This is a genomic window from Ottowia pentelensis (assembly GCF_964341695.1).
Genome location: NZ_OZ224513.1, coordinates 2,465,400 through 2,492,144 on the forward strand (window position 1 = coordinate 2,465,400; position 26,745 = coordinate 2,492,144).

Genomic DNA, 26,745 nt, shown 5'->3' on the forward strand with positions numbered 1-26,745 from the left:
TCACGCATGGCCGTCCATCCAATCCATCACGATGCGATGCAGGGCCTCGGCGCCATCGGTCAGCGCGGCCGGGCCGGGCTGCAGGATTTCGGGCGACTTGATCTCGAACAGCTGGCCACCCCGCACGGCGGGCACGTCCTGCCAACCGGGGCGCGCGGCCACCTGTTCGGGCCGAAATTTCTTGCCGCACCACGAGCCGATGATGAGATCGGGCGCGCGCCGCACCACCTCCAGCGGGTCGGCAACGATGCGGCCCTTGGCCATCGGTTGGGCCGCCAGCTCGGCAAAGCAGTCCTCGCCGCCGGCGATGCCGATCAGCTCCGACACCCAGCGGATGCCGCTGATCTGCGGCTCGTCCCATTCCTCGAAGTACACGCGTGGCCGGCGCCCGCCTTGTGCCAATCGGGCCTGTACCGCTTGCTGCATCTGCGCCAGGCGCTCCCGATAGTGCAGCAGCAGAGCGCGCGCCCGATCTTGCGCACCGACCAGCGCCGCCACCTGACCCAGCACCTCGAAAATCTCGACCACGCTGCGCTGGTTGAACACCATCGTCGGCACGCCGGCGCGAATCAGCTCGGCGGCGATGTCGGCCTGGATGTCCGAAAAGCCCAGCACCAGGTCGGGCTTGAGCGCCACGATCTGCCCGATGCGCGCGCTGGTGAAGGCGCTGACCTTGGGCTTTTCCTGCCGCGCGCGGCGCGGGCGCACCGTGAAGCCGCTGATGCCGACGATGCGCCGCTCCTCGCCCAGCAGGTACAACCACTCGGTGGTTTCCTCGGTCAGGCAGACGATGCGCTCGGGGCCTTGGTATGCCGCGGGGAGCAGGGACGCTATATCGTTCATAGCTGTTCGCGCCGGCTGGGCGCGGGCTGGAGGCCAAAATCGTTTGAAAACAGCGCGGCCGTGGCCGACGGGCTGGAGGCAAACCAGGCATGAAAGTAGCTGGCGCGCACCGCACCCTTTGCGTACACCGCCTCGCCTTGCGTGCGCGCGCTGCCGGGCGCGGCCGTGGTGCAGGCCAGCGGCGCCAGCGAGGTCTGGCAGGCCGAAAAATGAAAGCTGTGGCCGCGCAGCGCCGGCGCCGCTTCGGTCGGCGCCCAGGACTGCAGGCCCAGGCCCATCAGCCGGTCCTGCATGCGCACGCGGCCGGGCAGCAGGCCCCACATCGGGTGCGCCGTGCCCTCGCGCGTGATCAGCTCGTCGAACAGGCCCATCATGCCGCCGCACTCGGCCCAGACCGGCCGCCCGGCCTGCGCGTGGGCGTGCAGCTGCGCGCGCAGCTCGGTGCGCGCGGCCAGCACCGGGGCATGCAGCTCGGGATAACCGCCGGGCAGCCATACGGCATCGCAGGCGGGCAGCGCATCGCCGGCCAGCGGCGAGAAAAACACCACGCGCGCGCCCAGCGCCCGCAGGCACTCGAGGTTGGCCGCGTAGACAAAGGCAAACGCCGCATCGCGCGCCACCGCCACCGTGCGGCCGGCCAGCAGCGGCGCCGGCGGTGCCACGGCGGGCGGTGCCTCGAAGGCAACGCTCCAGCGCGCGCGCCAATCGGCCCAATCCATCTCGCCCAGCGGCGTGGCCGCCAGCGCATCGGCCGCGGCGTCGAGCCGCGCCAGCGCCGCGGCCTCGCCCAGCTCGTGCGCGGCGACCAGGCCCAGGTGCCGCTCGGGCAGCTGCATGGCCTCGCTGCGGGGCAAGGCGCCGAGCCAATGCGCCGGATCGTCCAGCGACGCGCGCAGCAGCGCGGCATGGCCTGCGCCGGCCACGCCGTTGGCCAGCACGCCCGCCCAGGGCAAGGCGCCGTCGCTCTCGCTTTTGTAGTATCTGAGGCCGTGGGCGATGGCGCCGAGCGTCTGCGCCATGGCGCCGGCCTGCACCACGGCCAGCACCGGCAGGCCCAGCACGCGCGCCAGGTCGGCGCTGCTGGGCGTGCCGTCGTGCAGACCCATCACGCCTTCGACCAGGATCACGTCGGCCGCGCTGGCGGCCGCGTGCAGGCGCGCGCGGGCGTCGGCCTCGCCGGTCAGCCACAGGTCGAGGTTGTGCACCGGCTGGCCGCTGGCCCGCTGGTGCCAGAAAGGGTCGAGAAAGTCCGGCCCGCACTTGAACACCTGCACCCGCGCGCCGCGCCGCGTGAGCAGGCGCGCCAGCGCTGCCACCACCGTGGTCTTGCCCTGGCCCGAGGCCGGGGCCGACACCAGCAGCGCGGGGCAGCGCGGGTTCATCAGCGCCCCGTCCAGCGCAGGCCGACGAAGAAGGTGCGCGGCGGCGTGGCGTAGCCGCGGGCCAGCTGGTAGCTCTTGTCGCCCAGGTTGTCGATGCGCGCCAGCAGGTCCCACTGGCGGGCGATGCGCGTGCTGGCGTACAGGTTGACCAGGCCGTAGCCGCCCAGGCGCTGGGTGTTGGCCGCGTCGTCCCAGCGGTGGCTGACGGCCTGCCACTCGGCGCCCAGCGTCCAGTCGAGCGACCCGGCGGCCACGCGCGTGTCGGCCGCCAGCTTGAGCAGGCGCTGCGCGCGCCGTGCCAGCAGCTGGCCCGTCTGCCGGTCCTTGGGCTGCTGCACATCCAGCGAGCCGCTCACGTTGACCGCGCCCAGGCGGTGCGCGCCGGTCAGGGTCACGCCCTGCAGCACGGCGCGGCCGGCGTTCTCGTAGCAGCCGAACATCCCGGCGCAGGGGCCGGGGGCGCCGAAGTTGATCAGGTTGGTGATGCGGTTGCGATAGGCCGTCACGCCAAACCGGCTGGCGCCCTGGGCCCAGTGCAGGCCCAGCTCGACGTTGCGGCCCTTTTCGGGCTGCAGGGCCGGCTGGCCGTATTCGGAAAAGCGCTGGTACAGCGTGGGCACGCGAAACGCGGTGCCGACCGCCCCGGTCACGCGCCAGCCGGGCGCGAAGGCGTAGCCATAGGCCACGCCGCCGGTGGTCTGGCCGCCGAACTCGCTGTCGCGGTCGTGGCGCAGGTTGAGCTGCAGCGTGTGCGGCCCGCCGGTGTAGCCGTAGCCCAGGGCGACGCCGTTCTGGTGGCGGCTGCGGTCGATCGGGTCGTTGACCAGCGCGTCGCCACGCCGCTCCAGCGCGGCGGTGAAGCGGTGGTCGCCCTGGTGCCATTCGCTGTGCAGCAGCAGGTTGCGCAGCGTGGTCTCGGTGCGGTAGGTGTCGGGGCGCATCTCGTAGCGCTGCTGCGACTGGCTGACGGACAGGCGCGTGCTCCAGGCCTTGCTCCACTGCGCCGACCAGCTGGCGCCCAGCGTGTCCAGGCGGTTCAGGCCGTGGTCGTCCTGGCCGGGCATGAAGCCGTCGTACTGCGCGTCCATGTCGGTGTGGGTGCCGGTCAGGTCGATGCGGTGCGCGGGGTTGATCTGCAGCCCCAGCCGGCCGCTGGCCGAGCTTTGGCGGTAGCCGTCGCGGTCGGGGTTGGCGCCGGGCTTGCTGTCGAAGCCGCGGCTGACTTCGCGCGCCGCGCCCAGCGAATAGTCCAGCGCGCCGCCCGCGCCCGAGAAACCCGCCTCCAGCTTGCCGGTGCGGCGGCTGCCCGCGCCGATGCCGACGTAGGGCGTGAACGGGCCCTCGCCCTTGCGGGTGAAGATCTGCACCACGCCGGCCACGGCGTCCGAGCCGTACACGGCCGCCGCCGGGCCGCGCACGATCTCGATGCGCTCGACCTGCGCCAGGCTGATGGCCTCCCAGGGCGCGCCGCCGGTGGCCTGCGAATCGACGCGCACGCCGTCGATGTAGACGGCGGTGAAGCGCGAGTCGGCGCCGCGCAAGAACAGGCTGGTGGCCGTGCCCGGCCCACCGCTGCGCGACAGCTCCAGCCCCGGCTGGCGCGCCAGCAGGTCGCTGATGGTGACGGCGCCGCTGTCCTCGATGTGCGGGCGGTCGATCAGCGTCACGTCGGCCAGCACGTCGGTCAGCGGCTGTGCCACCCGCGCGGCGGTAACCACGGTGTCGGGCAGGTTGACGGCGTTCAGTTGCGCCACGGTGGTGGCATCGGGCAGCGCTTGCGCGCCCACGGAGGATGCGCCCGCGAGCGCGCACGACAGGGCCAGCGGCAGCGCGGCCGGCCGGCAAAACGAAAACCCAGGATTCATGATGAGAAACACAAGACAAGCGTCCCGGCCGGCTTCCCCGCCAGCAATGGGACCCACATGGCCGGGCGCCGGCCATCGCTTGCGCGACGGGCAGCGCCAAGCCGCCTTGTTGGCCGGTATCCGGGCTGACGGATGAGGTGCCGGCGCCTCGCCTTCCCGGTTGCGTGTTTCAGCGCAGCCAGTGGCTTGATGAGGAACCGGTCGGCGCCCCCGGACGAACCGCGGGCGCCGCATCCGCTTACCGTTGCGGGGGCAGCGCAGGTTGGGCAACGCTCGTGGCGAGGCGCCCTCCTGCTTCCCGTTGAACTGCGGCCGTGCGAACCACGGCGCGCGAGCACCAACAGCGGTCGATTGTATCGGCGCCCATTCGCCCGATGCGGGGCAACCCCTGCCGCCGCCCGGTCTTGGCACCATGACGGGGCCGCCAAAGCCCGCTCGTACAATGCCAGCTCCGCTGCGTGGCAGACCGCACCATGACCCAAGCTCCCCTGACCGAACAAATCGCCGAGCGCGTCGAGCGGCTGCTCGTGCGGCACGCCGAACTGCATCGCACCAACGCGCTGCTGACGCAGCAGATCGAGGCGCTCACGCAGGAGCGCGACAGCCTGAAGTCGCGCCTGCAGGCGGCGCGCGCGCGGGTGGACGCGCTGATCGACAAGCTGCCGACCTCGCCCGGCGCCCTCACCGCGCTGCCCGAGCCGGAGCGCCGGCCATGAACCAGCTCGAAGTGCGCATCATGGGCCAGGGCTACGTGCTGCGCTGCCCCGACGGCGGCGAGGCGCGCCTGACCGAGGCGGCGCAGCGCGTGGACGCGGCGATGTGCAGCATCCGCGACGCCGGCAAGATTCGCGCACGCGACCGCATCGCCGTGCTGGCGGCGCTGAACCTGGCCTTCGAGCTGGGCGAGCCGGCCGCCGCCGAAGCGCCCGCTGCCGCCCCCGCGCCGGCGGCCAATGACGCCGCCGCCGCGGACGACGCCACGCTCGCGGCGCTGCTGCAACGCCTCGATCGCGCGCTGGGCGAGGACGGCCAGTTGCTTTAAAATGACCGGGTCTGCGGTGCGCGCCGGACTTTATACTTCCTTGAACCAATGCTCGTATGAGCCCGGGCTTGGAACATCGTCTGGTCGGCGTGATCGTCTCGCGTCAGATGAACCCAAGACCAGTCTGACCTCGCCCACCTGAACCCCCGCGTTCAGGATGACGGTCCGGCGGCATTCGCAGACACCTCTTGCTCAGGGCCGATCGCGCGATCGGCCTTTTGTTTTGCCCCGGCCTTCAAGGCCGCCCCGACCATGCCCATCGAGCCCCTCTTGATCCTCGAACTTGCCGCGCTCGGCCTCGCGACCGGTTTTCTGGCGGGCCTCTTGGGCATCGGCGGCGGCATGATCATGGTGCCCTTCATCTCGGCCATGCTGGGCGTGCGCGGCGTGGCGCCGGGGCTGGCGGTGAAGATGGCGATCGCCACCTCGATGGCCACCATCATCTTCACCTCGATGAGCAGCGTGCGCGCGCACCACCAGAAGGGCGCCGTGCGCTGGGACATCGTGCGCGCCCTGGCGCCCGGCATCGTGGGCGGCGCCATGGTGGCCAGCCTGGGCGTGTTCAGCCTGCTCAAGGGCGCGGCGCTGTACTTCGTGTTCGCCAGCTTCGTCGCCTTCTCGGCGGTGCAGATGTTTCGGGGCAAGAAACCCGCCGCCTCGCGCCAGTTGCCCGGCACCGCCGGCCTGCTGGGCGCTGGCGGGCTGATCGGCTTTCTGTCGGGGCTGGTGGGCGCCGGCGGCGGCTTCGTGTCGGTGCCCTTCATGACCTGGTGCAACGTGGCCATCCACAACGCGGTGGCCACCAGCGCGGCGCTGGGCTTTCCGATCGCGCTGGCCAACGTGGCAGGCTACATCGTGGCCGGCCACGGCCTGCACGACCTGCCGCCGCACTCCTTCGGCTACCTGTGGCTGCCGGCGCTGATCGTCATCGCCAGTTGCAGCGTGCTGATGGCGCCGCTGGGCGCGCGCGCCGCGCACGCGCTGCCGGTCAGCAAGCTCAAGCGCGCGTTTGCCGTGGTGCTGATCGCGCTGGCGCTGTACATGCTGGGCAAGGGCATCGCCGCGCTGGGCGGCTGATGGCCGGTTTCAAGAAAAAAATGGTTGCAACGCCCGCCAATCAAGCGCGAGCAGCTATCGTTTTCATACCATCCTACGCCGCCGGCACCACGCACCAGGGCGCCTGATCGTGCGCCAGGCCCATCCACAGGGCCCAGGCCGAGGTCAGCACCAGCGCCAACCCGGCCATGCGCATGCCCCAGGCGCCGCGCCTGCCGCGGCCCAGACGCAGCAGCAGCCAGGGGCCCAGCCACAAGGTGACGCCCGAGCCCAGCGCGAACAGCGCCATCACCGCCGCGCCGCCGGCCACGCTGCCGGCCAGCGCCGCCACCATCACCGCCGAATACAGCAGCCCGCACGGCAGCAACGCCCAGGCCACGCCCACGCCCAGCGGCGCGGCCAGGCCCCAGCGCTGCGTGGCGCCGCGCACGCGGGCCCACACGCGGCGCGCGCCCAGCTCCAGCCACGGCGGCTGGCGCGCCCAGATCAGCAGCATGGCACCCAGCAGCAGCGCCGCCACGTGCACCATGCTCCACACCGGGCGCAGCGCGGCCGACTGCACCGTCAGCCAGCCCAGGCCCTGCATGGACGCGGCCGCCAGCGTGCCCAGCAGCGCGTAGCCTGCCAGCCGGCCAAGCTGGAACAGGCCGATGCCCACCTGCGTGCGCGGCGCCGCCGCCTGTCCGATGCCGGCGCAGGCCGCGCCGCACATGGCGATGCAATGCGGGCCGCCCGCCAGCCCCATGAGGACGGCGGTGGCCGCGAGGGAAAGGGTCATCAGAGGATTCTAGAAAAGCGCGCGCGGGTCTGGGCGGCCTGCAGGTATTTGTCGAACACCATGGCCACGCCGCGCACGAAGAACCAGCCCATGGGCGTGACCTCGATGGCGCTGTCGGTGACGCGCACCAGCCCATCGTCCTGCATCGCCGCCAGGCGCTTGAGCTCGGCGGCGAAGTAGCGCTTGAAGTCGACCAGCTGCGACAGCTCGATCGACTCGAACTGCACGCGGCCCTGGCACATCAGGCCCATGATGACGGCGCGGCGCAGCAGGTCGTCGCGCGTGACGGCCAGGCCGCGCACCACGGGCAGCTGGCCGTGGTCGAGCCGGTCCTGGTACTCGATCAGGTCCTTGGCGTTCTGGCTGTAGGTGGCGCCCACCTTGCCGATGGCCGACACGCCCAGGCCGATCAGGTCGGCGTCGGGCTGGGTGCTGTAGCCCTGGAAGTTGCGGTGCAGCCGGCCCTGGCGCTTGGCCACGGCCAGCGCGTCGTCGGGCAGCGCGAAATGGTCCATGCCGATGTAGACGTAGCCCGCCTGCTCGAAGGCGGCCAGCGAGCGCGCCAGCATCGCCACCTTGGCGCTGGCCTGCGGCAGCTCGACGGTGTTGATGCGCCGCTGCGACTTGAAGCGCTCGGGCAGGTGCGCATAGCCGTACAGGGCAATGCGGTCGGGCCGCAGGTCGGCCACCTGGGCCAGGGTGCGATCGAAGGATTCGGGCGTCTGCTTGGGCAGGCCGTAGATCAGGTCGACGTTGATGGAGTCGAAGCCGACCTCGCGCGCCGCGGCCACCAGGGCGAACACCTGTTCGGCCGGCTGCACGCGGTGCACGGCCTTTTGCACCAGCGGGTCGAAGTCCTGCACGCCGAAGCTCAGGCGGTTGAAGCCCAGGGTCTTGAGCGTGGCCAGGCGCGTCGGGTCGATGGTGCGCGGATCGATCTCGATGGAGTATTCGCCGCCCTCCGCGAACGCGAAGTTGCGCCGCAGCATGTCCATCAGCTCGCCCAGCTCCTCGTCGCTGAGGAAGGTCGGCGTGCCGCCGCCCAGGTGCAGCTGGCTGACGGCCTGCTGCGCGCCCAGGCGCTGCACGTGCAGGTCGACCTCGCGGCTGAGGTAGCGCAGGTAGGGGCCGGTGCGGTCGTGGTGCTTGGTGATGATCTTGTTGCAGGCGCAGTAGTAGCACAGCGACTCGCAGAACGGCAGGTGCACGTACAGCGACAGCGGCTTGGCCGCCTGGCCCGAGCTGATGCGGCGCTGCTCGAGCGCGTTCAGGTAGTCGGCTTCGCCAAAGGCCTCGACGAAGCGGTCGGCCGTGGGATAGGAGGTGTAGCGCGGCCCGGGAACGTCGAAACGGTTCAGCAGTTCGGGGGTAATGACAGGCATGACAGGCGAAAATCAAATGGCAGGACATACTGTCGGGCCGAACCTTGCAATTGTCCTTGACGATCATCAAGAAGATGGGGGCAAATGATTCGGGCAACACCCGACAAGCCAACTAGAATCAAGGCATTACTTCGCACGCGTCAAGGCGCCGAACACTCCGATGACCCCAAAAGCCATCCAAGTCGCCTGTTCCAACTGCAACCTGCGCGAACTGTGCATGCCGGTCGACGTCACCGACCAGGACATGGACAAGCTCGATTCGCTGGTGGCCACGCGCCGCAAGATCCGACGCGGGGAATCGCTGTTTTCCAACGGCGACCGCTTCGACGCCCTCTACGCCATCCGCACGGGCTTTTTCAAGACCCGCGTGACCACCGAGGACGGGCGCGACCAGGTGACGGGCTTTCAGATGGCCGGCGAGATCATCGGGCTGGACGGCATCGTGGGCGACCGCCACAGCTGCGACGCGGTGGCGCTGGAAGACGCCGAGGTGTGCGAGATGCCCTATGGGCGCATTGAAGAGCTGTCGCGCGAGGTGCCGGCGCTGCAGACGCACGTGCACAAGATCATGAGCCGCGAGATCGTGCGCGAGCACGGCGTGATGCTGCTGCTGGGCAGCATGCGCGCCGAGGAGCGCCTGGCGGCCTTTTTGCTGAACCTGGTGCAGCGCCTGCACGCGCGCGGCTTTTCGCGCTCCGAGCTGGTGCTGCGCATGACGCGCGAGGAGATCGGCAGCTTTCTGGGCCTCAAGCTGGAGACCGTCAGCCGCACCTTCTCGAAGTTCGCCGAGGACGGCCTGATCGAGGTCAAGCACCGGCACGTGCGCATCCTGGACATCGAGGCCCTGCGCACCCTGGTCAACGCGCCCGAGGGGCGCTGACTTTCAAGCCAAATCAGCCGCTGGCCCGCGCCCGGCAAGCGCGAGGCGCTATCAACATCATTGCAAGGTGTTTTTCAGGCTGTCCGGAATCGGCAGCGGCATGACGGCGATGCCCTCCTCCAGCAGCTCCTCGGTCTGCTGGGGCGTGGCTTGGCCGCGGATGCCGCGCTCGGCCGCCTCGCCGTGGTGAATGCGGCGCGCCTCGTCGGCAAAGCGCTCACCCACGTCCTCGGTCTGCGCCAGCACGCGGCGCACCATCTGCAGCCAGGCCGCCTGCATGGCCTGCGGCGGCAGCGCCGCCACGGGGCTGGCCTGCTCGCCTGCGCCCGCGGCGGCCGGGCGCGCTGCATCACGGGCTAAAGGCGGCTCGCTGCCGCGCCCCAGGTTGAGGCGCGGCGCGCTCAGCATCTTGCTGACCGCCGTGTCGCTGCACAGCGGGCAGGCCACCAGCTGGCGCGCCTGCTGGTCCTGAAAATCGTCCTCGGAAGCGAACCAGCCTTCAAAAACGTGGCCGCCCGAGCATTGGAGGTTGAGCACTTTCATGGTCGGTCGATCAGGTGGCGGGCACGTCTTGCCACGTCAGGGGCCACGCGCCGCCCAGCACATTTTGCAGCCACAGCGCGCCGACCAGGGTCTTGGCGTCGGTCACCTCGCCGCCACGGCACCAGGCCTGCAGTTGGGCCGGGGTGGCGCTGAAGACTTCGAGGAACTCGCCGGCGTCGAGCGCGCGCTTGCCCGACACCAGGTGGCGCGCAAACCAGATCTCGATCACCTCGGTGGAATACGACACCACCGGGTGCAATACGCCCGCGCGCGCCCACTGGCGGGCGACGTAGCCGGTTTCCTCGCGCAGCTCGCGCTGCGCGCAGGCCAGCGCCGACTCGCCCGGATCGAGCTTGCCGGCGGGAAACTCGATCAGCGTGCGCTGCACCGGGTAGCGGTACTGGCGCTCGAGCACCACCTCCAGCGTGCCGCCGGCGCGCTCCAGCAGCGGGATGATCATCACCGCGCCGGGGTGCAGGATGTATTCGCGCTCGGTCAGGCTGCCGTCGGGCAGGCGCACGCGGTCGCGCCGGGCGTGCAGAAAGCCGCCCTTGAACAGCTCGCTTTCGTGTACCGGATGTTCGGTCAGGTCCATGGCGCGGCGCCCTATTTCTTGTGGCGCACCAGATAGCGGTAGACGAAGCCCGGGAACGCCAGCGTGGCGAACAGCGAGCCGGTGACGGCGTAGAACTCCCAGCCCTGCGGGTAGTTCTGGCCGGCGGATTTCTCCAGCGCCATGCCGACCGCGCCGACGACGAAATACCACACCAGCAGTTCGAGCACGCGCCAGCCCAGCGCCTTGTGGTGGCCCGGCAGCGGCACCACGGCCAGCAGGCGCTCGTTGGCGAACGGAAGATTGGCGGCCACCAGCGCCAGCGCGATGACCAGCCAGATGCTGACGTCCGGCGCCATCAGGTGGCCAGCATCTGCACGATGGCCTGGGCGCACAGGGACATCAGCGCGCCGGGCACCAGGCCCAGGATCAGCAGCAGCGCGCCGTTGACCGACAGCGTGGCGCGCATGTCCAGCGGCGCCTGGATCGGCTCGGCGCTGACGGCCGGGTCGAAGTACATGACCTTGACCACGCGGATGTAATAGAACGCGCCCACCAGCGCCATGACGACGGCGAACACCGCCAGCGCGATGAGGGCCGGCTGCTGGGTGCTGATCAGCGCCTGCAGCACCGACAGCTTGGCCTGGAAGCCCACCAGCGGCGGAATGCCGGCCAGCGAGAACAGGCAGATCGCCATCAGGCCGGCGTAGAACGGGCTGCGCTGGTTCAGGCCGGCGAAGTCGGCGATCTGCTCGCTCTCGTAGCCGTCGCGCGCCAGCAGCAGGATGATGCCGAAGCTGACCAGGTTGGTCAGCACGTAGACCACGGCGTAGAACATGGCCGAGCTGTAGGCGTTGGCCGCCAGCTGCGCGTTGCCGTTGACCACCCCGGCCAGCAGGCCCATCAGCACGAAGCCCATGTGCGAGATGGTGGAGTACGCCAGCATGCGCTTGAGGTTGGTCTGCGCGATGGCCGCCACGTTGCCGATGATGAGCGAGGCCACCGCCAGCACCGCCAGCATGGGCTGCCAGTCGATCGCCAATGGCAGCAGGCCCTCGACCAGCAGGCGGATGGCCATGGCGAAGGCCGCCAGCTTGGGCGCGCTGCCGATGATCAGCGTGACCGAGGTCGGCGCGCCCTCGTAGACGTCGGGAATCCACATGTGGAAGGGCACGGCGCCGAACTTGAAGGCCATGCCGGCGACCACGAACACCAGCCCGAACACCAGCACCTGGTGTCTCACCTGCCCCGAGGCCACGGCCTTGAACACGCCACCGATGTCCAGCGTGCCGGTGGCGCCGTACAGCATGGACAGGCCGTAGAGCAGAAAGCCCGAGGCCATGGCGCTCAGCACGAAATACTTCATCGCCGCCTCGACCGACACCACGTGGTCGCGGCGCAGCGCCACCAGGGCGTAGGCCGACAGGGCCATGCATTCGAGCCCCAGGTAGATCAGCACGAAGTTGTTGGCCGAGCACATGATGTACACGCCCAGCAGCGAGGTCAGGCTGAGCACGTACCACTCGCCGCCGCGCAGCATGCCGCGCTGGCCGACGTAGGTGCGGCTGTAGATGAAGATCACCAGCACCGCCAGCGACGAGAAGCACTTGAGCCAGTTGGCCATCACGTCGCTCACGGCCATGCCGCCAAAGCCGTACACGGTCTGGCCGCTGAGGGCGTACATCGCCGTCAGCACCACCAGCACCACCAGGGTGAGGTTGGACAGCCAGTAGGCCGCCAGGCGGCGCGGCCCGCGGTCGAGCAGGTCCACCAGCGTGACCACGCAGGTCATGGCCAGCAGCACGATCTCCGGATAGATGGCCATCCAACTGAATCGGTCAATCATGTTCGGGTTCTCAGTTCAGTTTGGAGACGGACACCTGCTGGACCAGCTTGGCCACCGAGGCCTGCATCACGTCGGTCATCGGCTTGGGATAAAGACCCATCCACAGCACCGCGATGGCCAGCACGGCCAGGGCGGTGCACTCGCGCCAGTTGATGTCGGGCATCTTCTTGCGCACGTTGTCGTTGGTGACGGCGCCGAAGTACACGCGCTTGAACATCCACAGGCTGTAGCCCGCGCCCGAGATCAGCGCCGTGGCCAGCAGCAGGCCCAGCCAGAAGTTGGCGCGCACGCTGGCCAGGATCACCATCCACTCACCGACGAAGCCGGCCGTGCCCGGCAGGCCGCAGTTGGCCATGAAGAACAGCAGCGCGAAGGCGCCGAAGCGCGGCATGACGTTGATGACACCGCCGTAGGCCGCGATCTCGCGCGTGTGCAGGCGGTCGTACAGCACGCCGATGCACAGGAACATGGCGCCCGAGACGAAGCCGTGGGCGATCATCTGGATCAGGCCGCCGGAAATGCCCAGGTCGCTGAAGATGAAGAAGCCCATGGTGACGAAGCCCATGTGCGCCACCGACGAGTAGGCGACGAGCTTCTTCATGTCCTTTTGCACCAGCGCCACCAGGCCGACATAGATCACCGCGATCAGCGACAGCGCGATCATCAGCCAGGCCCACTGGCGCGAGGCGTCGGGCAGGATGGGCATGGAAAAGCGCACGAAGCCGTAGGCACCCAGCTTGAGCATGATGGCCGCCAGCACGATCGAGCCGCCGGTGGGCGCCTCCACGTGCGCATCGGGCAGCCACGTGTGCACCGGCCACATCGGCACCTTGACGGCGAAGGCGGCGAACAGCGCGAAGAACAGCAGCGTCTGCGCCGTGCTGGACAGCGGCAACTGCTGCCACACCGCGATGTCGAAGCTGCCACCCGACTTGGCGTACAGGTAGATGAAGCCCACCAGCATCAGGAACGAGCCCAGCAGCGTGTACAGGAAGAACTTGAACGCCGCGTAGATGCGGTTGGGCCCGCCCCAGACGCCGATGATCAGGTACATCGGGATCAGCGTGGCCTCGAAGAAGAAGTAGAACAGCACGCCGTCCAGCGCGCAGAACACGCCGATCATGATGCCCGACAGGATCAGGAACGAGGCCATGTACTGGTTGACCCGGCGCTGGATCACCTCCCAGCCGGCGATCACCACGATGATGGTGATGAAGGCCGTCAGCAGCACGAACCACACCGACAGGCCGTCGATGCCCAGGTGGTAGTTGACGTTGAAGCGCTCGATCCAGGGCACGTTCTCGACGAACTGCATGTCGGCCGTGCCCAGCTTGAAGCCGGTGTACAGCGGCAGCGTGACCAGGAAACTCACGATGGAACCCAGCAGCGCGATCCAGCGCGCCAGGTTCACCTGGCTGTCCTTTCCGAACAGCAGCAGCAGGGCGCCAATCACGATCGGCGTCCAGATGGCAAGGCTCAACCATCCCATGTTCTTATCCCGTTCTTGCTTATTGGGCGAGCCAGACGAAGTACGTCATCAGCACGAAGAGGCCCAGGATCATCGCCAGGGCGTAGTGATAGAGGTAGCCGGACTGCAGCCAACGCAGGGCGCCGGCGCTCCAGCCGACCAGGCGCCAGGAGCCGTTGACCACCGCGCCGTCGATCAGGCCGGCGTCCACGCCCTTCCACAGGCCGACACCCAGCTTGCGCAGGCCGCCCGCGATGACCGTGATCCACAGCCAGTCCATGTAGTACTTGTTGTCCAGCAGCGTGTAGATGGGGCCGAACATCTTCTTGATGCGCGCCGGCAGCGCCGGGTTGACGATGTACAGGTAGTAGCTGAGCACCGCCGCGGCCAGCGCCAGCCAGGTCGGCAGCGCCAGCAGGCCGTGCACGCCCATGGCCCACCAGCCGTGAATTTCCTCGGCCAGCGCCGCCATTGCCGGGTGGCGCGTGCCGTCGACCGTGATGGCCTTGGCGAAGAAATCGCCGAACAGCATGGGCATCAGCGTCATCGCGCCGATGACGACCGAGGGGATGGCCAGCAGCACCAGCGGCACCCAGACCACCGCCGGCTGCTCCTTGGGCTTGCCGCCGTGGTCGTACCCGTGGCCGTGGTCGTCGTGGTGCGCATCGGGGTTCTGGTCGTAGCGCTCCGGGCCGTGGAACACCAGGAAGTACAGGCGGAAGGAATACAGCGAGGTCACGAACACGCCCGCCACCAGGGCGAAGTACGCGAAGCCCGTGCCCGGCAGGGTGCTGGCATGCACGGCCGCGATGATCGACTCCTTGGAATAGAAGCCCGAGAAGAACGGCGTGCCGATCAGCGCCAGCGTGCCCACCAGGAAGGTGATCCAGGTCCAGGGCATGTACTTGCGCAGGCCGCCCATCCAGCGGATGTCCTGGTTGTGGTGCATGGACAGGATGACCGAGCCGGCGCCCAGGAACAGCAGGGCCTTGAAGAAGGCGTGCGTCATCAGGTGGAAGATCGCCGCCGAATAGGCCGAAGCCCCCAGCGCCGCCGTCATGTAGCCGAGCTGCGACAGCGTGGAATAGGCGATCACGCGCTTGATGTCGTTCTGCACCACGCCGACCAGGCCCATGAACAGCGCGGTGATGGCGCCGATGACCAGCACGAAGTTCAGCGCCGTGTCAGACAGCTCGAACAGCGGCGACATGCGCGCCACCATGAAGATGCCGGCCGTCACCATGGTGGCGGCGTGGATCAGGGCGGAGATGGGCGTCGGGCCTTCCATCGAATCGGGCAGCCACACGTGCAGCGGAAACTGCGCCGACTTGCCCATGGCACCGACGAACAGGCAGATGCACATCACCGTGACCATCAGCCAGTCGGTGCCCGGAAACACGATGCTGCCCAGCGACTGCGCCTGGGCGAAGGTCTCGCTGTAGTTGAGCGTGCCGGCGTAGGCCGCCACCAGGCCGATGCCCAGGATGAAGCCGAAGTCGCCCACCCGGTTGATCATGAAGGCCTTGAGGTTGGCGAAGATGGCCGACTCGCGCTGGAACCAGAAGCCGATCAGCAGGTAGGACACCAGACCCACCGCCTCCCAGCCGAAGAACAGCTGCAGGAAGTTGTTGCTCATCACCAGCATGAGCATCGAGAAGGTGAACAGCGCGATGTAGGAGAAAAAGCGGTTGTAGCCGTCGTCCTCGGCCATGTAGCCGATGGTGTAGATGTGCACCATCAGCGACACGAAGGTCACCACGCACATCATGGTGGCCGTCAGGCTATCGACCATGAAGCCGATTTCCATCTTCAGCTTGCCGACCGTCATCCATTCGTAGATGGTGGCGTTGTACGTGGCGCCGTTGACGACGTCGCGCAGCACGAAGGCCGAGACGATGAGGGCGATCAGCACGCCACCGATGGTGACGCTGTGCGAGGCGGTGCGGCCGATGCGGTTGCCGCCGAAGGCCGTGCCCAGCAGGCCGGCGATCAGCGCGCCGGCCAGCGGTGCCAGGGGAACGGTCAGCAGCGCGGCCGTGGAAAGGGTTTGACTCATCGCTGGTCCCTCAGCCCTTCAACGCGTTGAGTTCGTCGACGTTGATGTTCGAGCGGGCGCGGAACAGCAGCATCAGGATGGCCAGGCCGATGGCCGATTCGGCGGCCGCCACGGTCAGGATGAAGAACACGAACACCTGGCCGTGCATGTCGCCCAGGTAGTGCGAGAACGCGACGAAGTTCATGTTGACGGCCAAGAGCATCAGCTCGATGGCCATCAGCAGCACGATCAGGTTCTTGCGGTTGAGAAAGATGCCGACCATGGAGAGCGCGAACAGGATTGCGCCCAGGGTCAGGTAATGAGCGAGCGACAGGGTCATTTCTTTGCCTCCTCGGCCGGGGCGGCCGGCGCCGCCTCCACGGGAACAGGCGCTTGCGTGGGCGCCAGCTTGACGAGCTGCACGCGATCACGCGAGCGCACGCGCACCGCCAGCGACGCGTCGATGGCCTTGTTGTCCTTGCGCCGCTCACGCAGCGTCAGGGCAATGGCCGCGACCATGGCGATCAGCAGGATGACGGCGGCGATTTCCACCGGGTACAGGTACTGGGTGAACATCAGCACGCCCAGCTCCTTGGTGTTGGACGCCTGCGCCACCTGCCCGGCCACTTGGGCCACGGTGTCGGGCATGGGGCGCGCCTCGTTGACGCGAAAACCGCCGAACAGCACGGCCGCCATTTCCAGCGAAATCACCGCGCCGATGACCAGCGCCAGCGGAAAGTGGCGCCAAAAGCCCTGCCGCACGCTGTCGATGTGGATGTCCAGCATCATCACCACGAACAGGAACAGCACCATCACCGCGCCCAGATACACCAGCACCAGCACGATGGCGAGAAACTCGGCCTGCAACAGCAGCCACACGCCCGAGGCCTGCGAGAAGGCGAGCATCAGGTACAGCACCGCATGCACCGGGTTGCGCGCGGTGATCACGCGGAATGCCGCGAACAGCATCACCAGCGAGAACAGATAGAAAAAGAAGGTCTTGACGTCCATGGTCGTGTGCGGGGTTGGGCGCCTTCAGCGGTAGGGAGCGTCGGCCGCGCGGGCGGCGGCGATCTCAGGCTCGTACTTGTCGCCCACGGCCAGCAGCATTTCCTTGGTGAAATACAGGTCGCCCCGCTTTTCGCCGTGGTACTCGAGGATGTCGGTCTCGACGATCGAGTCGACCGGGCAGCTCTCCTCGCAGAAGCCGCAGAAGATGCACTTGGTCAGGTCGATGTCGTAGCGCGTGGTGCGGCGCGAGCCGTCGTCGCGCTCGGCCGACTCGATGGTGATCGCCACGGCCGGGCAGATCGCCTCGCACAGCTTGCAGGCGATGCAGCGCTCCTCGCCGTTCTCGTAGCGGCGCAGCGCGTGCAGGCCGCGAAAGCGCGGCGATCGCGGCGTCTTTTCTTCCGGGTATTCGATGGTCACCTTGCGCGCCAGCGCGTAGCGGCCGGTCAGGGCCATGCCCTTGAACAGCTCCACGAGCATGAAGCTCTTGAGAAAGTCACGCAGGGAAAAGGGGGAAGCGGTAACGGAAGCCATGATTCAATCTCCCGTGGTTCAGTGCCAGATGTTCAGCGGGCTGTGCATCCACGCGCCCACCAGCAGCAGCCAGAACAGCGTCACGGGGATGAACACCTTCCAGCCCAGGCGCATGATCTGGTCGTAGCGAAAACGCGGGAAGGTCGCGCGAAACCAGATGAACATCGACACCACCACGCAGGTCTTGATGCCCAGCCAGATCCAGCCCGGGATGAAGTCCAGCCACACCACCGGCGCCATCCAGCCGCCCAGGAACATGATGACGGCCAGGATCGACACCAGCCACATGCTGGCGTATTCGCCCAGAAAGTAGATGGCGAAGCCCATGCCCGAGTACTCGACCATGTGGCCGGCTACGATTTCGGATTCGCCCTCGGCCATGTCGAAGGGGTGGCGGTTGACCTCGGCCACGCCCGAGATCATGTAGATCAGGAACACCGGCAGCAGCGGCAGCCAGTTCCAGGACAGGAAGGTCCAGCCGGCGTTGGCGGCCATGCCCTTGCCCTGCCCCGTCACGATGTCGGTCAGGTTCAGGCTGCCCGAGACCATCAGCACGATCACGAAGCAAAAGCCCATCGCGATTTCGTAGCTGACCATCTGCGCCGAGGCGCGCAGCGCGCCCAGGAAGGGGTACTTGGAGTTGGACGCCCAGCCGCCCACGATCACGCCGTAGATCTCGATCGAGGTGATGGCCATCACCAGCAGCAGGCCGGCGTTGACGTTGGCCAGCGCCAGTTCGGGACCGAAGGGCACCACCGCCCAGGCCGCCAGCGCCGGCATGATGGCCAGGCAAGGCCCCAGCAGGAACAGGCCCTTGGCCGCCGCCGTGGGCTGGATGATTTCCTTGGTCAGCAACTTGACCGCGTCGGCAATCGGCTGCAGCAGGCCCCAGGGCCCGACGCGGTTGGGACCCTTGCGCACCTGCATCCAGCCCAGCAGCTTGCGCTCCCACAGCGTGAGGTAGGCCACGGCCACCAGCAGCGGCACCAGCACCACCACGATCTTGATCAGGGCCCAGATGACGGGCCAGACGACGCCAGTCCACCAAGGGCTGGCCAGCAGCCCCAGGCCGCCGTTGTAAATCGCGTCGATCATGCGGCCGCCCCCTCACGTCCGTCGGTCGTGCCCTGCAGCGAGGGCGCCCGGCGCACCAGACCATCGAGCTGGTAGATGCCCACCGGCGCCAGCGCGGCCGGCCGCGCCGTCAGGTCGATCGCCGCCTGCGTGCGGTTGTCCAGGCGCTCGGGCGGGATGAACTCGAGCACCGTGCCGCCCAGTGCCTCGGCCAGCACCTCCTGCGTGCTCTGGTAGGCCGGTTGCACGACCTCCAGCATGTCGCCCAGCACGCGCAGCACCTTCCAGGCTGGGCGCGTGTCGCCCAGCGGCGCCACCACGGCGTGAAAGCTTTGCACCCGCCCCTCGGCGTTGACGAAGCTGCCCGAGGTCTCGGAAAACGGGGCGATCGGCAGCAGCACGTCGCTGACGTCCAGGTTCGCCTTGAAGGGGCTCAGCGTGACCACCATGTCGCAGCCGCTCAGGGCCACGCCGCGCGTGTCGGGCCCGGGCTCGCAATTCAGCAGCAGTGCCGCCTTCAGGCCGCCGCCCAGCATGTGCGCGGCGTTCAGGCCACCAGGCCCCGGCAGCGCAGCCACCACCTGCGCGCCCACGGTGTTGGCCGCCTCGGTGAGGTAGCCCACGCTGGCGCCGCTCTGCTCGCCGATCCATTGCGCCAGCGCCAGCAGGCTGCTGGCGGCCGGGTGCTGCGCCGCCGCGTTGCCCAGCAGCACGGCCTTGCGCTCGCCCGAGAGCAAGGCCTTGGCCATGGCCTGCGCGGCCTCGCTGGCGGTGCCGGGCGCGGGGGCCGCGACGCCCTTGGCCGCCGCAAGGGCCGCCGCCACGTCGGCCAGCAGCTGGGGCCACTGGGCCGGTTCGCCCAGCGATGCCGCCGCCAGCGGCATGGCCCAGGCGTCGGCCGCGCGCAGCAGCGCCGGCGAGGTGAGCGCCGCCACCTGCGCGCCATGGCGCACGGCCTGACGGATGCGCGCGGCAAACAGCGGGTGGTCCTTGCGCAGGTTGGAGCCCACGACAAGCGCCGCCTGCAGCTGCCCCAGCGAAGCAATCGAGGTGCCCAGCCAGCGCACGCCCTCGGGCGCGGCCAACTCGGTGTCGCGCAGACGGTGGTCGATGTTCTGGCTGCCCAGCCCGCGCACCAGACGGCCGGCCAGGAACAGTTCTTCCAGCGTGCTGTGCGGGCTGACCAGTGCGCCGATGGCGCCGGCGCCATGCTGGGCGCGGATATCGTGCAGGCCGTTGGCGACATATTCGAGCGCGGTCTGCCAGTCGACCTCCTGCCACTGGCCACCCTGCTTGAGCATGGGCTTGGTCAGGCGCTCGGCGCCGTTGAGCGCCTCGTACGAGAAGCGGTCGCGGTCGGCGATCCAGCACTCGTTGACGTCCTCGTTCTCGAACGGCACCACGCGCAGGACCTTGTTGTTCTTGACCTGCATGATCAGGTTGGCGCCGGTCGAATCGTGCGGGCTGACGCTGCGCCGGCGTGCCATCTCCCAGGTGCGGGCGCTGAAGCGGAACGGCTTGCTGGTGAGCGCGCCCACCGGGCAGATGTCGATCATGTTGCCCGACAGCTCGGAGTCGATCGAGCTGCCGACGAAGGTCTCGATCTCGGCATGCTCGCCCCGGTTGGACATGCCGAGTTCCATGATGCCGCCGATCTCCTGGCCGAAACGCACACAGCGCGTGCAGTGGATGCAGCGCGTCATCTCCTTCATGGAGATCAGCGGGCCCACTTCCTTGGGCTTGACCGAGCGCTTTTCCTCGTCGTAGCGCGAGGCCGACCAGCCGTAGCCCACGGCCAGGTCCTGCAGCTGGCATTCGCCGCCCTGGTCGCACACCGGGCAATCCAGCGGGTGGTTGATGAGCAGGAACTCCATCACCGCGTTCTGCGCGGCGATGGCCTTGGCGCTCTTGGTGCGCACGATCATGCCCTGCGTCACCGGGGTGGCGCAGGCCGGCACCGCCTTGGGCGCCTTTTCCACGTCCACCAGGCACATGCGGCAGTTGGCGGCGATGGACAGCTTCTTGTGATAGCAGAAGTGCGGGATGTAGATGTCGGCCTCTTGCGCAGCCTGGATCACCATGCTGCCTTCGGGCGCCTGCACCTTCTTGCCGTCGATTTCGAGTTCAACCATGAGATTCTTCCAACCGGCCCCGCATCAGACGTAGGCAGGCACCACGCAGCACTTGTGCTCGACGTGATGCTCGAATTCGTGCCGGAAATGCTTGAGCATGCCGCGCACGGGCATGGCCGCTGCATCGCCCAGCGCGCAGATGGTGCGGCCCATGATGTTGCCGGCCACCGAGTCCAGCAGGTCCATGTCCTGCTGGCGGCCGTGGCCGTTCTCGATGCGCTCGACCACGCGCCACAGCCAGCCCGTGCCCTCGCGGCAGGGCGTGCACTGGCCGCAGGACTCGTGCATGTAGAAGTAGGACAGACGCATCAGCGACTTGACCATGCAGCGCGAGTCGTCCATCACGATCACCGCACCCGAGCCCAGCATGGAGCCGGCCTTGGCGATGCTGTCGTAGTCCATGGTGCAGTCCATCATGATGGACGCGGGCAGCACCGGCGCCGACGAGCCGCCCGGAATCACGGCCTTGAGCTGGCGCCCGCCGCGCACGCCACCCGCCAGCTCCAGCAGCGTGGCAAAGGGCGTGCCCATCGGAATCTCGTAGTTGCCGGGGCGCTCGACGTCGCCGCTGATCGAGTAGATCTTGGTGCCGCCGTTGTTGGGCTTGCCGCACTCCAGATAGGCCTGCCCGCCGTTGCGCACGATCCACGGCACGGCGGCGAAGGTCTCGGTGTTGTTGATGGTGGTGGGCTTGCCATAGAGGCCGAAACTGGCCGGAAACGGCGGCTTGAAGCGCGGCTGGCCCTTCTTGCCTTCCAGCGATTCGAGCAGGCCGGTTTCCTCGCCGCAGATGTAGGCGCCGAAGCCGTGAAACGCGTGCAGCTGAAAGCTGAAGTCGCTGCCCAGGATGCGCTCGCCCAGGTAGCCTGCGGCGCGCGCTTCTTCCAGCGCCTCTTCGAAGCGCTCGTAGACCTGGAAGATCTCGCCGTGGATGTAGTTGTAACCCACGCTCGTGCCCATGGCGTAGGCGGCGATCGCCATGCCCTCGATCACGATGTGCGGGTTGAACATGAGGATGTCGCGGTCCTTGCAGGTGCCGGGCTCGCCCTCGTCGGAGTTGCACACCAGGTGCTTTTGCCCCGGAAACTGGCGCGGCATGAAGCTCCACTTCAGGCCGGTCGGAAAGCCCGCGCCGCCGCGCCCGCGCAGGCCCGATTCCTTGATCATGGCGATCAGCTGCTCGGGCGTCATGCCCGCGCCGCCATCCTTGCCCAGCAGCTTCTTGAGCGCCTGGTAGCCGCCGCGCGCCTCGTAGTCCTTCAGGCGCCAGTTGGTGCCGTCCAGGCCGGCGTAGATCTGGGGCTTGATGTGGCGGCCGTGAAAGCAGGTTTCCACGCCTTGCGCGGCAAACTGCGACAATACCTGTTCGACCTTCATGGCGCCACCTCCGCGCCCTTCAGGCCGTCGACCAACTGCTGCAGCTTGTCGTCGCTCATGAAGCTGCACATGCTGCGGTCGTTGACCAGCATCACCGGCGCATCGGCGCAGGCGCCCAGGCACTCGCAGTGCTGCAGGGTGAACAGGCCGTCGGGCGTGGTGTCGCCGTCGACGATGCCCAGCGTCTTTTCGAGATAGGCCAGCGCCTGCGCGCCGCCGCGCAGCTGACACGGCAGGTTGGTGCACACGTTCAGCTTGAAGCGGCCCACCGGCTGCTGGTTGAACATGTTGTAGAAGCTGGTGACCTCGTGCACGGCGATGGGCGGCATGCCGAGGTACTCGGCCACGGCCTTTTCCATCGCCGGGCTGACCCAGCCCTGCTCCTGCTGGGCGATGGTCAGGCAGGCGATCACGGCCGACTGCTTGCCCTCGGCCGGATACTTGGCCACTTCGCGCGCAAAGCGCTCACGCATGGACTCGGACAGCGCCGCCACGGGCGCGTCGGCAAGGGTTGCGCTCATCGATCAATTTCTCCAAACACGATGTCCAGCGTGCCAATGATGGCCACGGCGTCGGCCAGCATGTGGCCCCGGCATAGTTCGTCGAACGCGGACAGGTGGGCAAAGCCGGGCGGGCGAATCTTCAGGCGGTAGGGCTTGTTGGCGCCGTCGCTGATCAGGTAGATGCCGAACTCGCCCTTGGGGTGCTCGACCGCCGCGTAGGCCTCGCCCTCGGGCACGTGCATGCCCTCGGTGAACAGCTTGAAGTGGTGGATCAGGTCCTCCATGCCGTACTTCATGCGCTCGCGCTTGGGCGGGGCCACCTTGTGGTTGTCGATGATGACGGGGCCGGGGTTGGCGCGCAGCCAGTCGACGCACTGCTTGATGATGCGGTTGGACTGGCGCATTTCCTCGACGCGCACCAGGTAGCGGTCGTAGCTGTCGCCCGTCTTGCCCACCGGAATGTCGAAATCGAGCTGGTCGTAGACCTCGTAGGGCTGCTTCTTGCGCAGGTCCCAGGCCACGCCCGAGCCGCGCAGCATGGGGCCGGTCAGCCCCAGGTTCATGGCGCGCTCGGCCGACACCACGCCGATGCCCACCAGGCGCTGCTTCCAGATGCGGTTTTCGGTCAGCAGCACCTCGTACTCGTCGACCAGCTTGGGAAAGCGCTGCGTGAAGTCCTCGATGAAGTCCAGCAGCGAGCCCTGGCGGTTGGCGTTGATGGCCGCCAGGCTGCGCGCCGAGCGCACCTTGCTGGCCTTGTACTGCGGCATGGTGTCCGGCAGGTCGCGGTACACCCCGCCCGGACGAAAGTAGGCCGCGTGCATGCGCGCGCCGGACACCGCCTCGTACATGTCGAACAGGTCTTCGCGCTCGCGGAAGGTGTAGATCAGGACGGTCGAGCTGCCGCAGTCGTTGCCGTGCGAGCCCAGCCACATCAGGTGGTTGAGCAGGCGCGTGATCTCGGAGAACATCACGCGGATGTACTGCGCGCGCACCGGCACCTCGATGCCCAGCAGCTTCTCGATCGCCAGGCAGTACGCGTGCTCGTTGCACATCATCGACACGTAGTCCAGCCGGTCCATGTAGGGCAGCGACTGAATGAAGGTCTTGTGCTCGGCCAGCTTTTCGGTGGCGCGGTGCAGCAGGCCGATGTGCGGGTCGGCGCGCTGCACCACCTCGCCGTCGAGTTCGAGCACCAGGCGCAGCACGCCGTGCGCGGCCGGGTGCTGGGGGCCGAAGTTGAGGGTGTAGTTCTTGATCTGAGCCATGGTCTTCAGTGCAGCCCGCCGTAGTTGTCCTCGCGGATCACGCGCGGCACGACCTCGCGCGGCTCGATCGTGACGGGTTCGTAGATCACGCGCTGGCGCTCGGCGTCGTAGCGCATCTCGACGTGGCCCGACAGCGGAAAGTCCTTGCGGAACGGGTGGCCGATGAAGCCGTAGTCGGTCAGGATGCGGCGCAGGTCGGTGTGACCCTCGAACACGATGCCGTACAGATCGAAGGCCTCGCGCTCGAACCAGTTGGCCGCGGCCCACAGGCCCTCGACGGACGGGATGACCGGGAACTCGTCATCGGGGCAGAACACCCGCACGCGCACGCGCTGGTTCAGGGCGACCGACAGCAGGTGCGTGACCACGGCAAAGCGCGGGCCTTGCCAGGCGCCGTCGCCGTAGGTGGAGTAGTCCACCCCGCACAGGTCGATCAGCAACTCGAAGCGGCAGGCCGGCGCGTCGCGCAGCGTCTGCATGGCCCGCAGGTAGTCGCCGGCCGCCACGATGGCGGTGACCTCGCCGCGCGACACCGCCACGCTCTGCGCCAGCGCACCCAGGGCGGCGGCCACGTTGTCCTTCAGCGCCTCGGGCGCAATGGCATGTTCGGCCATGGGTCACACCCTCGCGATCGTGTGGGTGCGGCGCACCTTTTGCTGCAACTGGATGATGCCGTAGAGCAGCGCCTCGGCCGTGGGCGGGCAGCCCGGCACGTACACGTCCACCGGCACGATGCGGTCGCAGCCGCGCACCACCGAGTAGCTGTAGTGGTAGTAGCCGCCGCCGTTGGCGCACGAGCCCATGGAGATGACCCAGCGCGGTTCGGCCATCTGGTCGTACACGCGGCGCAGCGCCGGCGCCATCTTGTTGCACAGCGTGCCGGCGACGATCATCAGGTCGGACTGGCGCGGGCTGGCGCGAAACACCTCGGCGCCGAAGCGCGCGATGTCGTAGCGGGCGGCGGCGGCGTGCATCATCTCGACGGCGCAGCACGCCAAGCCGAAGGTGACCGGCCACAGGGAGCCGGTCTTGGCCCAGTTGACGGCGGCATCGATGCCGGTCAACACGAAGCCCTTTTGTTGAAACTGTTCATTCATGAGCGTATTTCCTGAAGCCGAGTTGGGACGAGACCCTCACTCCCAGTCCAGTGCTCCCTTCTTCCATTCGTAGACAAAGCCCACCACCAGGATCGTCAGAAAGATGACGACGGCGGCAAAGCCGGTCGCGCCGACCTCCTTGACCGTCACCGCCCACGGAAAGAGGAAGGCGATCTCGAGGTCGAACAGGATGAACAGGATGGCCACGAGGTAGTAGCGCACGTCGAACTTCATGCGTGCGTCCTCGAAGGCTTCGAATCCGCATTCGTAGGGAGCGTTCTTGGCCGGGTCGGCCTTGTGGGGTTTCAGGAAGGCCCCCATTCCGAGACAAAGGGCTCCGACGGCCAGACCCACCAATATGAACAAGAAAACGGGAAGGTAGTCGGCCAGGTTCATCGTGCGCTCTCGGTTGCGGTGCCGGGACTTCGATTATTGATCCCCCGACCCTTGCGTGTCTGGTGCCGTCGGCGAGACTCGAACTCGCACAGCTTTCGCCACTACCCCCTCAAGATAGCGTGTCTACCAATTCCACCACGACGGCATTGTCGTCCCGAGGTTTCGAGTGGTCTCAGCCACCTGCAAAACACGCTTCGGACAACTGTAAGAGTTTACCCTGAAAAATGTCCAGTTCCTGCAAACAGTCTTGTCCAACGAGGTATGAGCCTGAACGAGTTGCCGAGATTCCAACGAGATATGAGCCTGAATGGGCGATCTGGGTCGATCATTTTTCAGATGGTGATCGACATGGACGAATCCCGGCTGGGCAGCATTGCCCAATTGCAGGCGTTTCTCGAAGGCACGCTGGAGGTCAGCTTCAGCGCCTTCGCCGATGATCAAGAGCGCTATGCGCACATTGCCAGCGTGGTGCGCCGCTTGGGCTATACGCGTCTGTCCAGGCCCGACAAGGGCATCGTGCTGCGCTATCTGGCGCGCACCAGCGGCTACTCGCGCGCGCAACTGACGCGGCTGCTGGCGCGCGTGCTGGAAGGCCAGCCTCTGGCCAAGCGCTACCGCGTGCCAGCGCATGCCTTTGCCCGGCGCTACAGCCCCGCCGATGTGGCGCTGCTGGTGAGCGTTGATCGCGCCCATGGCTGCTTGTCGGGGCCGGCGACGGTGCACCTGCTGCGCCGCGCCTGGCATGTGCACGGTGATGCGCGCTTTGAACGCCTGGCGCAACTGTCGCCCTCGCACCTGTACAACCTGCGCAAGAGCGGCCCATACAAAGCCGCCCGGGTGTCCTTGACCAAAACCCGGCCCGTGCTCAATGCCATTGGCCAGCGACGCGCGCCCGACCCCGGCGGGCGAGTGGGCTTCATTCGCATCGACAGCGTCCATCAGGGCGATCTCGATCGCATCAAGGGGGTGTACTACGTCAATGCCGTCGATATCCTCACTCAGTGGGAGGTGGTGGCTTGCTGCGAGCGCATCAGCGAGGCGTTCTTGCTGCCGGTGTTGGAGCAGCTCATGGCTCAGTTTCCGTTTCCGATCCGCGGCTTTCATTCGGACAACGGCGGCGAGTTCGTCAATCGACAGGTGGCCGCCTTGCTGGGCAAGCTGCAGGCCGAGCAGACCAAGTCGCGCCCGCGCAAGAGCAATGACAACGCGTTGGCCGAGAGCAAGAACGCCGCCGTGGTGCGCAAGACGTTCGGCTACAGCCATATTCCGCAGCGCTTTGCCGGCCTGATCAACACGTTCTGCCAAGAGCATCTGAACACCTACGTCAACCTGCACCGCCCTTGCCTGTTTGCCAAGCAGGTGATGGATGCCAAGGGCAAAATTCGCAAGACCTACCCACCCGAGCTGGTGCAAACGCCGTTGGAGAAGCTCGCGAGCTTGCCGGACATTGACAAGCAGTTGCGCCGCGGCATCACTGTCCAGCTGCTGCAACAGCAGGCCGTGCAAGTGACTGACTTGCAGGCCGCTGAACAGCTCAATGCAGCGCGCATGGCGCTGTTTGCGACAATTGAAAAACGATCCAGACGCTTGGCCTGAACCCAACCTTCAATCCGGCTCGTTCAGGCTCATACCTGAATTGGAAAAGACTCAAACGACCCAGCGCGCAGGCCAGTTTTGCGA

The 26,745-nt window shown here is 67.6% G+C and carries 27 protein-coding genes, 1 tRNA gene and 1 riboswitch; of the genes, 5 read left to right on the forward strand and 23 right to left on the reverse strand.

Features of this window, described 5'->3' with window-relative positions:
• From ACWHMB_RS11930 to ACWHMB_RS11940, 3 genes are read right to left on the reverse strand one after another with little or no spacing between them, the layout of a single operon-like run.
• Positions 1-843 (reverse strand): ABC transporter substrate-binding protein, encoded by an 843-nt coding sequence (locus tag ACWHMB_RS11930; RefSeq protein ID WP_377485350.1) that lies wholly within the window; start codon positions 841-843, stop codon positions 1-3.
• On the reverse strand, positions 840-2,225 hold the full coding sequence (locus ACWHMB_RS11935) for a cobyrinate a,c-diamide synthase (protein ID WP_377485352.1): 1,386 nt from the start codon (positions 2,223-2,225) through the stop codon (positions 840-842). The genes ACWHMB_RS11930 and ACWHMB_RS11935 overlap by 4 nt, the downstream gene beginning before the upstream one ends.
• Positions 2,225-4,090, reverse strand: coding sequence for a TonB-dependent receptor domain-containing protein (locus ACWHMB_RS11940; RefSeq protein ID WP_377485355.1), 1,866 nt, complete (start codon positions 4,088-4,090; stop codon positions 2,225-2,227). The genes ACWHMB_RS11935 and ACWHMB_RS11940 overlap by 1 nt, the downstream gene beginning before the upstream one ends.
• A gap of 94 nt (positions 4,091-4,184) precedes the next feature.
• A riboswitch (cobalamin riboswitch) is annotated at positions 4,185-4,447 on the reverse strand.
• A gap of 116 nt (positions 4,448-4,563) precedes the next feature.
• Between ACWHMB_RS11940 and ACWHMB_RS11945 the strand changes: the two genes are divergently transcribed.
• The 3 genes from ACWHMB_RS11945 to ACWHMB_RS11955 all read left to right on the forward strand — a co-directional run bounded on the left by ACWHMB_RS11945 (position 4,564) and on the right by ACWHMB_RS11955 (position 6,209).
• On the forward strand, positions 4,564-4,806 hold the full coding sequence (locus ACWHMB_RS11945) for a DUF904 domain-containing protein (protein WP_293220550.1): 243 nt from the start codon (positions 4,564-4,566) through the stop codon (positions 4,804-4,806).
• Complete coding sequence (locus ACWHMB_RS11950) at positions 4,803-5,132, forward strand: cell division protein ZapA (RefSeq protein WP_377485358.1); 330 nt, start codon at positions 4,803-4,805, stop codon at positions 5,130-5,132. The genes ACWHMB_RS11945 and ACWHMB_RS11950 overlap by 4 nt, the downstream gene beginning before the upstream one ends.
• 252 nt (positions 5,133-5,384) lie before the next feature.
• On the forward strand, positions 5,385-6,209 hold the full coding sequence (locus ACWHMB_RS11955; protein ID WP_377485360.1) for a sulfite exporter TauE/SafE family protein: 825 nt from the start codon (positions 5,385-5,387) through the stop codon (positions 6,207-6,209).
• A 73-nt stretch (positions 6,210-6,282) separates the two neighbouring features.
• On the opposite strand, the gene ACWHMB_RS11960 is transcribed toward ACWHMB_RS11955, so the two are convergent.
• Positions 6,283-6,966, reverse strand: a complete 684-nt coding sequence (locus ACWHMB_RS11960; protein ID WP_377485364.1) for a sulfite exporter TauE/SafE family protein — start codon at positions 6,964-6,966, stop codon at positions 6,283-6,285.
• Positions 6,966-8,348: an oxygen-independent coproporphyrinogen III oxidase gene (gene hemN, locus ACWHMB_RS11965; protein ID WP_377485367.1), complete on the reverse strand. Its 1,383-nt coding sequence runs from the start codon at positions 8,346-8,348 to the stop codon at positions 6,966-6,968. Before hemN ends, ACWHMB_RS11960 begins: the two co-directional genes overlap by 1 nt.
• A gap of 160 nt (positions 8,349-8,508) precedes the next feature.
• On the opposite strand from hemN, the gene fnr reads away from it, so the two are divergent.
• On the forward strand, positions 8,509-9,228 hold the full coding sequence (fnr, locus tag ACWHMB_RS11970) for a fumarate/nitrate reduction transcriptional regulator Fnr (RefSeq protein ID WP_293221957.1): 720 nt from the start codon (positions 8,509-8,511) through the stop codon (positions 9,226-9,228).
• 57 nt (positions 9,229-9,285) lie between these two features.
• Here fnr and ACWHMB_RS11975 read toward each other — a convergent pair whose 3' ends face one another.
• The 18 genes from ACWHMB_RS11975 to ACWHMB_RS12060 all read right to left on the reverse strand — a co-directional run bounded on the left by ACWHMB_RS11975 (position 9,286) and on the right by ACWHMB_RS12060 (position 25,210).
• Positions 9,286-9,771: a DUF1178 family protein gene (locus tag ACWHMB_RS11975; RefSeq protein WP_377485370.1), complete on the reverse strand. Its 486-nt coding sequence runs from the start codon at positions 9,769-9,771 to the stop codon at positions 9,286-9,288.
• A 10-nt stretch (positions 9,772-9,781) separates the two neighbouring features.
• Positions 9,782-10,366, reverse strand: a complete 585-nt coding sequence (locus ACWHMB_RS11980) for an NUDIX domain-containing protein (protein ID WP_377485373.1) — start codon at positions 10,364-10,366, stop codon at positions 9,782-9,784.
• Between the two features lie 11 nt (positions 10,367-10,377).
• Entirely contained in the window at positions 10,378-10,683 is a 306-nt protein-coding gene (locus ACWHMB_RS11985) for a DUF2818 family protein (protein ID WP_377485376.1), read from the reverse strand.
• Positions 10,683-12,170, reverse strand: a complete 1,488-nt coding sequence (nuoN, locus tag ACWHMB_RS11990) for an NADH-quinone oxidoreductase subunit NuoN (RefSeq protein WP_377485379.1) — start codon at positions 12,168-12,170, stop codon at positions 10,683-10,685. Before nuoN ends, ACWHMB_RS11985 begins: the two co-directional genes overlap by 1 nt.
• A 10-nt stretch (positions 12,171-12,180) precedes the next feature.
• Positions 12,181-13,659, reverse strand: coding sequence for an NADH-quinone oxidoreductase subunit M (locus ACWHMB_RS11995; RefSeq protein WP_377485382.1), 1,479 nt, complete (start codon positions 13,657-13,659; stop codon positions 12,181-12,183).
• Between the two features lie 19 nt (positions 13,660-13,678).
• Complete coding sequence (nuoL, locus tag ACWHMB_RS12000) at positions 13,679-15,694, reverse strand: NADH-quinone oxidoreductase subunit L (RefSeq protein WP_377485385.1); 2,016 nt, start codon at positions 15,692-15,694, stop codon at positions 13,679-13,681.
• A 10-nt stretch (positions 15,695-15,704) separates the two neighbouring features.
• The gene (gene nuoK / locus ACWHMB_RS12005; protein WP_377485388.1) at positions 15,705-16,013 is read right to left on the reverse strand and encodes an NADH-quinone oxidoreductase subunit NuoK; all 309 of its coding nucleotides are present in this window, start codon (positions 16,011-16,013) and stop codon (positions 15,705-15,707) included.
• Complete coding sequence (locus ACWHMB_RS12010) at positions 16,010-16,684, reverse strand: NADH-quinone oxidoreductase subunit J (RefSeq protein ID WP_377485391.1); 675 nt, start codon at positions 16,682-16,684, stop codon at positions 16,010-16,012. The genes nuoK and ACWHMB_RS12010 overlap by 4 nt, the downstream gene beginning before the upstream one ends.
• Positions 16,685-16,708: 24 nt before the next feature.
• Entirely contained in the window at positions 16,709-17,218 is a 510-nt protein-coding gene (gene nuoI / locus ACWHMB_RS12015) for an NADH-quinone oxidoreductase subunit NuoI (RefSeq protein ID WP_377485394.1), read from the reverse strand.
• Between the two features lie 18 nt (positions 17,219-17,236).
• Positions 17,237-18,313, reverse strand: a complete 1,077-nt coding sequence (nuoH, locus tag ACWHMB_RS12020) for an NADH-quinone oxidoreductase subunit NuoH (RefSeq protein ID WP_377485397.1) — start codon at positions 18,311-18,313, stop codon at positions 17,237-17,239.
• Positions 18,310-20,424, reverse strand: a complete 2,115-nt coding sequence (gene nuoG / locus ACWHMB_RS12025; protein ID WP_377485400.1) for an NADH-quinone oxidoreductase subunit NuoG — start codon at positions 20,422-20,424, stop codon at positions 18,310-18,312. The genes nuoH and nuoG overlap by 4 nt, the downstream gene beginning before the upstream one ends.
• Before the next feature lie 24 nt (positions 20,425-20,448).
• On the reverse strand, positions 20,449-21,801 hold the full coding sequence (gene nuoF, locus ACWHMB_RS12030) for an NADH-quinone oxidoreductase subunit NuoF (protein WP_377485403.1): 1,353 nt from the start codon (positions 21,799-21,801) through the stop codon (positions 20,449-20,451).
• Entirely contained in the window at positions 21,798-22,322 is a 525-nt protein-coding gene (gene nuoE, locus ACWHMB_RS12035; protein ID WP_377485406.1) for an NADH-quinone oxidoreductase subunit NuoE, read from the reverse strand. Before nuoE ends, nuoF begins: the two co-directional genes overlap by 4 nt.
• Positions 22,319-23,572, reverse strand: coding sequence for an NADH-quinone oxidoreductase subunit D (locus ACWHMB_RS12040; RefSeq protein ID WP_377485410.1), 1,254 nt, complete (start codon positions 23,570-23,572; stop codon positions 22,319-22,321). Before ACWHMB_RS12040 ends, nuoE begins: the two co-directional genes overlap by 4 nt.
• A gap of 5 nt (positions 23,573-23,577) precedes the next feature.
• On the reverse strand, positions 23,578-24,186 hold the full coding sequence (locus ACWHMB_RS12045; RefSeq protein ID WP_377485412.1) for an NADH-quinone oxidoreductase subunit C: 609 nt from the start codon (positions 24,184-24,186) through the stop codon (positions 23,578-23,580).
• A 3-nt stretch (positions 24,187-24,189) separates the two neighbouring features.
• The gene (locus ACWHMB_RS12050) at positions 24,190-24,669 is read right to left on the reverse strand and encodes a NuoB/complex I 20 kDa subunit family protein (protein ID WP_377485414.1); all 480 of its coding nucleotides are present in this window, start codon (positions 24,667-24,669) and stop codon (positions 24,190-24,192) included.
• A 36-nt stretch (positions 24,670-24,705) separates the two neighbouring features.
• The gene (locus tag ACWHMB_RS12055) at positions 24,706-25,065 is read right to left on the reverse strand and encodes an NADH-quinone oxidoreductase subunit A (RefSeq protein ID WP_377485417.1); all 360 of its coding nucleotides are present in this window, start codon (positions 25,063-25,065) and stop codon (positions 24,706-24,708) included.
• A gap of 60 nt (positions 25,066-25,125) precedes the next feature.
• Positions 25,126-25,210, reverse strand: a tRNA-Leu gene (locus tag ACWHMB_RS12060).
• 152 nt (positions 25,211-25,362) lie between these two features.
• On the opposite strand from ACWHMB_RS12060, the gene ACWHMB_RS12065 reads away from it, so the two are divergent.
• Positions 25,363-26,661 (forward strand): integrase, encoded by a 1,299-nt coding sequence (locus ACWHMB_RS12065; protein WP_377542571.1) that lies wholly within the window; start codon positions 25,363-25,365, stop codon positions 26,659-26,661.
• Positions 26,662-26,745: the final 84 nt, after the last annotated feature.